Source organism: Pseudoalteromonas prydzensis (assembly GCF_011050055.1).
GTDB lineage: Bacteria > Pseudomonadota > Gammaproteobacteria > Enterobacterales > Alteromonadaceae > Pseudoalteromonas > Pseudoalteromonas prydzensis_A.
Genome location: NZ_DRGM01000204.1, coordinates 1 through 9,307, shown reverse-complemented (window position 1 = coordinate 9,307; position 9,307 = coordinate 1). Strand labels below are relative to the sequence as shown.

The 9,307-nt window shown below is 37.5% G+C and carries 8 protein-coding genes and 1 tRNA gene; 6 read left to right on the top strand and 3 right to left on the bottom strand.

Annotated elements, in window-relative coordinates; all coding sequences use genetic code 11:
- From ENH88_RS20800 to ENH88_RS20785, 4 genes are all read left to right on the top strand, one after another.
- The coding region (locus ENH88_RS20800) for a triose-phosphate isomerase (protein WP_304185242.1) at positions 1–99 on the top strand (99 nt) is incomplete at its 5' end.
- Position 100: 1 nt separating this feature from the next.
- Positions 101–454, top strand: coding sequence for a preprotein translocase subunit SecG (secG, locus tag ENH88_RS20795; RefSeq protein ID WP_002962769.1), 354 nt, complete (start codon positions 101–103; stop codon positions 452–454).
- A gap of 80 nt (positions 455–534) precedes the next feature.
- Positions 535–619: transfer RNA gene (locus ENH88_RS20790), tRNA-Leu, on the top strand.
- A gap of 210 nt (positions 620–829) precedes the next feature.
- The gene (locus ENH88_RS20785; RefSeq protein WP_304185237.1) at positions 830–2,455 is read left to right on the top strand and encodes a methyl-accepting chemotaxis protein; all 1,626 of its coding nucleotides are present in this window, start codon (positions 830–832) and stop codon (positions 2,453–2,455) included.
- Between the two features lie 226 nt (positions 2,456–2,681).
- Here ENH88_RS20785 and ENH88_RS20780 read toward each other — a convergent pair whose 3' ends face one another.
- The 3 genes from ENH88_RS20780 to ENH88_RS20770 all read right to left on the bottom strand — a co-directional run bounded on the left by ENH88_RS20780 (position 2,682) and on the right by ENH88_RS20770 (position 5,158).
- Positions 2,682–3,089 (bottom strand): hypothetical protein, encoded by a 408-nt coding sequence (locus ENH88_RS20780; RefSeq protein WP_002962772.1) that lies wholly within the window; start codon positions 3,087–3,089, stop codon positions 2,682–2,684.
- 12 nt (positions 3,090–3,101) lie between these two features.
- Entirely contained in the window at positions 3,102–4,247 is a 1,146-nt protein-coding gene (locus ENH88_RS20775; RefSeq protein ID WP_182672337.1) for a porin, read from the bottom strand.
- Positions 4,248–4,567: 320 nt separating this feature from the next.
- On the bottom strand, positions 4,568–5,158 hold the full coding sequence (locus ENH88_RS20770; protein ID WP_304185230.1) for a LuxR C-terminal-related transcriptional regulator: 591 nt from the start codon (positions 5,156–5,158) through the stop codon (positions 4,568–4,570).
- A gap of 409 nt (positions 5,159–5,567) precedes the next feature.
- On the opposite strand from ENH88_RS20770, the gene ENH88_RS20765 reads away from it, so the two are divergent.
- Together ENH88_RS20765 and ENH88_RS20760 are read left to right on the top strand one after the other, a co-directional pair.
- Positions 5,568–7,790, top strand: a complete 2,223-nt coding sequence (locus tag ENH88_RS20765; RefSeq protein ID WP_149602317.1) for a TonB-dependent receptor — start codon at positions 5,568–5,570, stop codon at positions 7,788–7,790.
- Positions 7,791–8,045: 255 nt separating this feature from the next.
- Positions 8,046–9,167: a 4-phosphoerythronate dehydrogenase gene (locus ENH88_RS20760; RefSeq protein ID WP_304185227.1), complete on the top strand. Its 1,122-nt coding sequence runs from the start codon at positions 8,046–8,048 to the stop codon at positions 9,165–9,167.
- Positions 9,168–9,307: the final 140 nt, after the last annotated feature.

The window sequence follows — 9,307 nt, the reverse complement described above, 5'->3', positions numbered from 1 at the left end:
TTTGCACAAACAGATATAGATGGCGGCTTAATTGGCGGCGCAAGTCTAAAGGCAGAGTCTTTTACTGCAATCTGTAACAGTGCAAAAGGGACTGTATAAGATGTACGAAATTTTATTAGTAGTTTATTTAGTTGTGGCTTTAGCTCTAGTTGGAATGGTTTTAATTCAACAAGGTAAAGGCGCAGATATGGGTTCTTCATTTGGCGCTGGTGCATCAGGCACGGTTTTTGGTTCGTCAGGTGCTGGTAACTTTATGACAAAAACAACCACAAGCTTAGCAACAGTATTTTTTGTTTTAAGCATTGTGCTAGGTAACCTAACTGCAGGTCAAATTAAAAAGACTGACGAGTGGGAAAACCTAGAAGCAGCTCCTGCAGTAGAAACTGTAGTTCCTGTTGAAGAAGATGTTCCGGTAACATCTACGAAAGAGCAAAGCTCTGACGTACCGAACTAATTTAGCGTAATGCTATCGTTAAACGATTTATACTCCTCAAATAAATCATATGTTTAACAAATAAGCGAAAGCTTAAAAATGCGGATGTGGTGGAATTGGTAGACACGCCACCTTGAGGGGGTGGTGCTTTCGGGCGTGGGGGTTCAAGTCCCCCCATCCGCACCAAATTTAGAAACCAGTAACAGAAATGTTACTGGTTTTTTTGTGCCTGCGATTTAAATTGAATGTTATTTGTACTTTCTTTTTTTAAAGGGCAATTAGTTATGTAGAATTTTGAATTGTTTGTAAAAAAAAACTAGAAATTTTATAAATTTAGTTAACACTTATTAGTAATAAGCCGATAATAGATTTAGACAACAAAATAAGGTATTCACAATGGCTTCAGGCTTCACTTTTCAAAATCTCAGCATAAGTAAAAAAATACATGCGATTACGAGTATTGCTGTCGTTGCATTTTTAGTGATTGTTCTGATCAACTATTTTGCTATGAATGATAATAGAATTGCACTTGATGAAATGGAAAAATCATCCTACAAAGTTGTTAAGTTAACATCTGCTAATGTTGGCATTTTAGAGAAGCTGGACGAACTTTACACCCAAGCCGTAACATTTGGTGAACAAGATTTAGTCGAGAAAGCATCTGACACATACAAGCAACTTGAGTTGAATATTATTGCGATAGAAAAAATAAATGCCTCTTACATTCACAGTGACACTAAAGAGCAGCTCGCAAATTACGAAAAAATATCAGCGGCTATCGCAAATGGCATGGTAAATGGAACAGCAGATTTTAGTAAAATTCAACAACAAGCACAGAGGAAAACAGCGCTTTATACCGATGTCCTAGAAAAGTTTAAGGCAGCACAAGTCAAAGCTGACGATCGCTTTTTTGAACTTGTTGCAAGCACAAAGGACCGTTCTGATTACGCCCTTACGTTAATGTTAGCTGTTTCTATTGTATCGCTTATTTTATTACTCTTTATGGCTATTTGGATAGCTAAGCGAATTGCTTCTTCGGCAAGTGATGCGGCAAATAATTTAAGCTTATTAGCAAGCGGTAAAGGCTCGCTAAGCACTAAATTGACAGTTAACTCTGAAGATGAAATAGGTCAAGTATCTATAAATTTCAACTCTTTTATTGGCATATTGAAAAAAACGGTGTTAGAAATTATAGCAGTTTGCGAACCGTTAATGGAAAACTCTACTCGTTTAGTGCAGGGGATGGAACAAGCGGAGCGTGCAACGACTAAACAAACCACTGATGCTGAGATTGTAAAGCAATCAATGGAAGAGATGAAACAGAGTGTAGGAGATATCTCTCAATCAGCTGCAAGTGCTTCTCATGCAGCGCAAACGGCAGAGAAAGAAGTTGAGCAAAGTAGAACTCAAGTACAAACATCAGTAACCGCTTCTCGTACGTTAAGTGATGAGATTAATCACGCTGCTACAACTATCAATAAATTAGCAGACGATACAAAAAATGTGTCGCAAATATTAAATGTTATTACATCAATAGCGGAGCAAACAAATTTACTTGCACTTAATGCTGCCATTGAGGCTGCCCGTGCTGGTGAGCATGGCCGAGGCTTTGCTGTTGTCGCTGATGAAGTTAGAGAGCTTGCATCGCGAACTGCTCATTCTACAAATGAGATTCGAGAGCTGTTGACTACTTTAACTGAAGCGGCTAACGAATCAGTTACTGCAATGACGACTGCAAGAGATATGGCTACAGATAATGCAACTGCAGCAGAAAAAACGGGTATTTCTATAGAGAAAATTGCAGAGCAAATGTTAGAAATAAATGGAATGAACTCACAAATTGCTGCTGCCACAGAAGAGCAAACATCAGTTGCTGCTATGGTTGTAGAAAACGTGACAAATATGCACGTATCATTTGAAGATACAATGGACTCGCTAACGGCTGTGAGGGATGTAGCTAAAAACCTTCATTACCTTTCAGATAACCTATTAGATGCCACGGCTAAATTTAAAATTGAGTAACGTAGCTAAATCAATTCGAAGTAATGCTTATTCAATTTGAGAGGGCAGGTCAGACGCTAGCCGCGTTAAAATTTCTTATTTAGAATACTAAATAAGAATTTTTTTGCCTTGCTATCGACACCGTTTTTCTCCTTCAAAATATCTCACTTAATTGAGCGTATTGTTATTAAAGTTAAGTTATAAAAAAACCACCGATTAGGTGGTTTTTTTTATTTAATAATAGCAATTAAAAGGTAGCAATTACTTTAACTTTATCAGTTGCTTTACTGCTATCTATATAGCCGATTGAATCACCATTAGCGGCAACAAAGTCAATGACAGCTTGATCTGAATCAAACTTTTCAGGCGGTGTCCCTTTACCTGTAAAAACAAGTTTTGACCAATAGGCATTTAATTGGCTGCTCGATTTACCTACCACTTTAGAATTGAATTCATCAGCAATAGCGGTACCGTTTTGAGTTGCTGGGTTGACCTTATTGCCGTTATCAAACGACTTGGCCTTTCCTAAGTAAATTTTCTTAATAGTCTCTGCATCAAGTGCATTTGCATTACCAGGATTTACAATTACTGCAACTTCAGCCAAAGCACCGAAAGAACATAATGAAAGCGCACTAGCTAGGATTAATTTTTTCATATTCCGCTCCAATTAAAATACTAAATCAACACCAACGGCGACTATATCCGTTTCAGTGTCAGTGATGTCATCATCAAATCGACTAAAGTCAATTTTAAATGCAGCTGAAGGGTGGAAGTCATAACGTGCGCCAATTGTGTAAACATTACTTTTTGCTTTAGAGCCTTCTAATGCTGAATTTATACCTGCATTTAATTGCGGCACAGCTGTAAGTGAATCATAACGGTTGTTATCGTGTTTATCGTCGTTGTTTTCATAGGTAACGTGAACAAGCCACTCATCCATACGATAGCCTAGAGAGGTATAGTATTGAGTTTGCTCAGCTAAAGCGCTGTTATCGACTTCAAACTGAGTATACTCTGCATCAAATAAAATATTGTTGTAGTCAATTGAAAAGCCAAGTGCGAAAAATGCCCCATCGTCTTCATTTACAGCAATGCTATCAGCTTGATCTGTGAAACCCGAGCTGCGAAGAGTTGCCTCTAGGCCATTAAGGGCGATACCTGCATCAGTATCATTTTCAATGTCAATGGTGGTCTCTGCTACAAAATAGGCAACACGTGCGCTAAACCAATCGTAACTAAGTGACCAGTTAAGACCAGCGATATCATTAAGCTCAGTTTCGCCATTGACCGACACTACTGCGATATTATCTTCAAAGCTACCATATATGACTTGAAGACTTGAGTCCCAATCACCGATTTGTGAGGTATATAGTAAGCTCAACCCTTCGTAAGTAGAAAATGGTAAATTATAAACCGATTGAGGAGGGCGAACCCAGCGATAAGTGTAACCTACATCTAGAAAGTCAGAGTATTTGTAAAATGGCGCACGCATTTTACCAGCGCTGAGTTGTAATTCATCACTAAACTCATAAGTTAAATACGCCCACTCAAAATCGGCATCAAAATCATTCTCGCCGCGAGCCACAATTTGCGCTGTTGCGCTGAGCTTTTCCTGAAGATCGGCAGATAATTGTAATGCAAATACACTCTCATTTTTAAATGAGATATCGTCGTCATATCCGTATAAGGTTTGATCACTGTCTAGGCTTTTACCACCTACGATAGATGCAAAACCATTAATACGTACTTCAGCGCTTGCATAGCTAGATGCAAGTACAGCACATACAGCTACTGCTACAGATAGCTTTTTCATATGTATTTCCTATTTGTTATTTAGATGTTGATTTCAATAGGATTATAGAAGTGATAGTGTTTTTTATCTAATAAATTTAGGAAGTTAATAAAAATAAATTTAGTAACGGCTTTTTAATTTTGTAACATATATATTTTATGTATGTATTAAAAGCAGAATAGTATGATTTTATTAGAATAAACTTTAAATCTAGTTAATAAGGCTTTTTAAAATGGCGGGAATATTATAACTAAATTTTCTTTTTACGTTCTTTGGTTAAGGAGTTAGAACGAATGTTGCTGGTAATTACAATAGCTATTATCAAGTTTGCTTAATCGGTTTTAACTATTGATCTTATTTAAGTTTTTTTGACACCAAAGCAATGCTTGTTGCTTGTTTTTTACAGCTATTTTTTGATACACTTTGTGTAAATGTACACGAACTGTAGCTTCACTGATAAATAAAGTGTCTGCAATTGCGCTTGAATGTAAGCCAGAAAATAACAAGTTTAATACTTTCATTTCTTTGCAGGTTAAGTTATTTGATTGCAGCGCAGTTTGTTGTTCACTCGCTAGCATTTGTCTCATCCAACCATCAGTTACCGCACGTGGAAACCAAAGTTTTCCTTGCTCTATAGCTTCTAACCCTTGCTGAAATAGTACCTCGTCAGTACCTTCATAAAACAACCCTTTTAAATTAGGCCATTCTTTTAATGCGAGTACATCTCCGTCTTTGGGTACGTCAAAAATAACGAGTCCTTGATGACCGTTTTTTAGCATAAACTGATTTATAAGTTCATAATTGGTAATGACGTTTAAAGCTTGATAATTAACGAGTAGGACGTTGAAGTCAGCTGCAACACAAAAAAGTGAGGTGTAATTTGAGTTGGTGAAGCATTTTGGGCTTTTATCTACTGTATTTTCAATATTCATAATATTCTATCCATAGACTACATTTTAGCACTATATTCTTATTTTTAGTTAATTTCAATGATAGCTGAATGTGTTCTAGCTCTTTTTTTATACACTTAAGTACATGTATAAGTATATTTTATGCGCTTTCTAAAATGGTATTTATGCGATTTTTTGTTTTAAAACAGTTTATTACTGAGGTAAATATCAAAGGGGTTTATTTATGATAATTCATTTAAAGCTAACAATGCTTAAATTACTGTCATTTTCTATGAATTTATTTAAATAATTTTATACATTTATTCACAATAATGTCATATAATACCTGTCCAGAGGAAAGATGCTATTTAGCGTCTTTTTTTATGCCTAAAATTTATATTATCAATATAAAAGCATAACAAAAATCACACGGTATCCTTTGGAGAATATTTTGAAACTACGCACACTCTCACAGTTAAGCCTAGCAATTGTCGCTGCACTATCTACCTCAGTAAATGCTGAAGAAGCCAAAACAACAGCAAAACAAGACGCGTTTGAAAAAATCGAGGTCACAGCTCGTAAACGTACAGAGAGCTTATTTGAATCTCCAACCGCTATCACATCAATTGGGGCGAACCTAATTGATAAAGCCAATATGAGTAATCTTGAAGATATTGGTAAATATGTTCCAAACTTAAACATCACCCGTTACGGTGTTGGTAATGCAGCACATGCGTCTGTATTTATTCGTGGTATTGGTCTGCAAGATCACATAATAACTACTGATCCAGGTGTAGGCGTATACTTAGATGGCGTTTATTTAGGTCGTCAAATGGGTTCTAATTTATCATTACCTAATGTTGAGCGTGTTGAAGTGCTTCGTGGCCCACAAGGTACTTTATATGGTCGTAATACACTAGGTGGCGCTGTAAATGTAATTACAAAGCAACCTGGTGATGAAGGTATTGTAACTACTTCAGCTAAGCTGGGAAGTCGTGGACGTATTGCTGGTGATGTTTATTTTAATAACTCACTAAACGATGAACTAAGCATGTCTGCGAGTGCATCTTACAAAACACGTGATGGTGTTGGTGAAGCTGTTAATTTAGCAAATCCAGAGAAAGAAATTGGTGAGGAAGAAGAATTTAGTGGTCGTGTAGCCCTTAAATGGCAAGCGAACAGCGATTTAGCATTCACTTTTGCTTTAGATGGAGTTGATAACGAGTCAGGTCAATCGCCTTACACAATTGAATTAACTGACCCGCTAGATGCAAACGATGTGTTTAATGGCGACTTCCCATTATTGACTCAAGATTTAATTCCATCAGACCCTGATGATTTAGGCACAACCGTTGCTGGTATTGAATCAACTTCTTACTCAGGTTGGGGCACATCGTTCTCGGCTGATTGGGCAATTAACGATACTTATACTACTAAGTTTATCTCAAGCTACCGTACATCTGAGTATGAAGGTGGCCTAGATGACGATGCATCACCTTTAAACTTATCTGAGTTTCCAGAAGAGGGCGGAGCTGATCAGTACTCGTTTGAAATTCAACTAAATGCAACATTTGATAATATGGACTTTGTGTCAGGCCTTTACTTTTTTAATGAAGATGGCTTTACACGTTCAGGCCCATTTGTATTCAGCCCATTTAATACACCCAATGGCTTATTGAATGACGGAGTAACAGAATCATTTGGTGGTTACGGCGATTTTGAAATTAACCAAGAAACTAATTCTTACGCAGCCTACTTTAATGCAAGCTACGATTTAACTGACGATTTAACGGTAGGTGGTGGCCTTCGTTATTCAAAAGATGAAAAAGATGCAAATGCTATATTCCCATCATTTCCTACTCGTAAGTATGTAAGTGCAGATTTTGATGCAGTTACCTGGGATGTAAATGCATCTTATCAGCTTAGCAATAATATGAATGTGTATGGCCAGATTCAAAAAGGCTACCAAACAGGCGGTTTTCCACCGCGCCCATTTGGTGGACCAGACCAGTTTGTATCATTTGACGAAACGAAAGCGATTAACTACGAAATGGGTCTAAAAGGCCAAGTACACGAAAATGTATCTATGATGCTTGCGGTATTTGTGACTGATTACACTGATTTAGCATTACCGTTTTCAGACCCAACAGCAGGTGGCGGTTTCGTAACAATTGTAGAAAATGCGGGTCAGTCTAAAGCACAAGGTATTGAGCTTGAAACAACCGTCGCTATTACTGATGATTTTACTATTCGCAGTGCAGTTGGTTATTTAGATTCTGAAATAACAGAAGTGGCTGAGGGTGTACAAGGTATAGGTAAAGGCGATTCACCAGCACTTACACCACGCTGGACTGTCATGGTTGCACCTTCTTACTTTATGGATTTAGAGAGCGGCGCAACACTTGCGTTTAATGCTAATTATTCGTACCGAAGCGAAATGCAAGGGCAATCAGTTTATAACCAAAGTGAGACCATTGACTCTCGTGAACTAGTTGGTTTTAATATTTCCTACACTAATCCATATGGCGATATGGAAGTTACACTGTATGGTGAAAACGTTCTAAACGAAGTTTACGATGTTGGTCGTCTACAACAATCAGGTTTTGTTGGCGTAATGCGCAGTAATGATCGAAGTGAATTTGGTTTGAAATTCAAAAAAGATTTTGAGCTATAAACTAAAATCAAGTAAATGTAATTGAAGTTTATTTTGCATAATAAAGGCCGAATCATGCTGTGATTCGGCCTTTGTGTATTCAATAGTAAGGTTATTATTTGCATCGTTTAAATTCCTAATTTTAATTGCTGATTTAAAACAATCCACATCCCCATTTTTGAGTCTTTGTATTAACTAAAATGCGCCTTTTTAGTTTGTGTAAAGGCTAGGTTGTTCGCTACAATGGCGCCTCTTAATTGCCAAACGGACTCTGTAATGAAAATTCTTGCCGATCAAAATATGCCTTTAGTTGAGCAGTACTTTGCAGACTTTGGTGAGGTTGAGCGTTTTGATGGTCGTAAATTAACACCTGAACAATTAATAGATGTAGATGTTCTTCTTACTCGTTCGGTGACAAATGTTAATCATGAACTTTTGGTACAAGCTAACAAGTTGAGCTTTGTAGGTACTGCCACAATCGGCATTGACCATATTGATACGCAATTACTGCATGATAGAAATATTGCTTTTACAAGTGCACCTGGTTGTAATGCTGTTGCTGTAGCTGAATATGTAATTAGTAGCTTATTTGCATTAAGCCAAGAAAATGCGCGTCCATTGTGTGGTCAAAAAATTGGTATTGTAGGGATGGGCAACATTGGTACATGTTTGGCGCAAAAATTAAAAGCATTAAACGTAGTTGTACTGCTGTGCGATCCGATTAAGCACGAACAAGGCTTATTACAAGAGCATGTAGCGCTTGATGAGTTATTAGCGCAGTCAGATGTTGTTACTTTTCACGTTCCCCTTGTTAAAAGTGGCGAGCATAAAACACTGCACATGATGGGTAAAGAGCGTTTAAAAGCACTTAAGCCAGGAACCACGCTAATTAATGCAAGCCGTGGCGATGTAATTGATAACCAAGCATTGCTTGAGGTAATGGAAGCTGGGGCTGATTTAGATTTAGTACTTGATGTATGGGAGAAAGAACCCAATATTTTAACTGAATTACTAGAGCATGTTCGTTACGCTAGTGTGCATATTGCAGGGCATACACTTGAGGGGAAAGCTCGTGGTACACAAATGTTGTATCAAAAACTGTGTCAGCTCAAAGGTGTTGAGGCGATTAAATCGTTGGATGATTTTTTACCAACACCAGCCGTTACAAATGCAACTGTTACGCAAAGCCTTAATGAGCAAGATATTGCCCGTTTAGTGCATTTAATTTATGACGTTCGCCGCGATGACGGAATATTACTTCGTCGTCTAGAGAGCGACGGCTTTGATAGTTTACGTAAAAACTATCCTATAAGGCGAGAATTTAGCACCTTATTTCTACAAGGTGATAGCCCACAATTAGCAGCACTTAGCCAGCTTGGCTTTAGCATAGCTGAATAATTATTTAACTAACGATGTTGTTTTAATGTCGTTTATAGAGGAAGAAATATGTCGCAAAAATATAACGTTGCCGTACTTGGCGCTACTGGTTTAGTAGGCCGTCAAATCATTGAAACGCTAGCAGATCGTAAGTTTCCTGT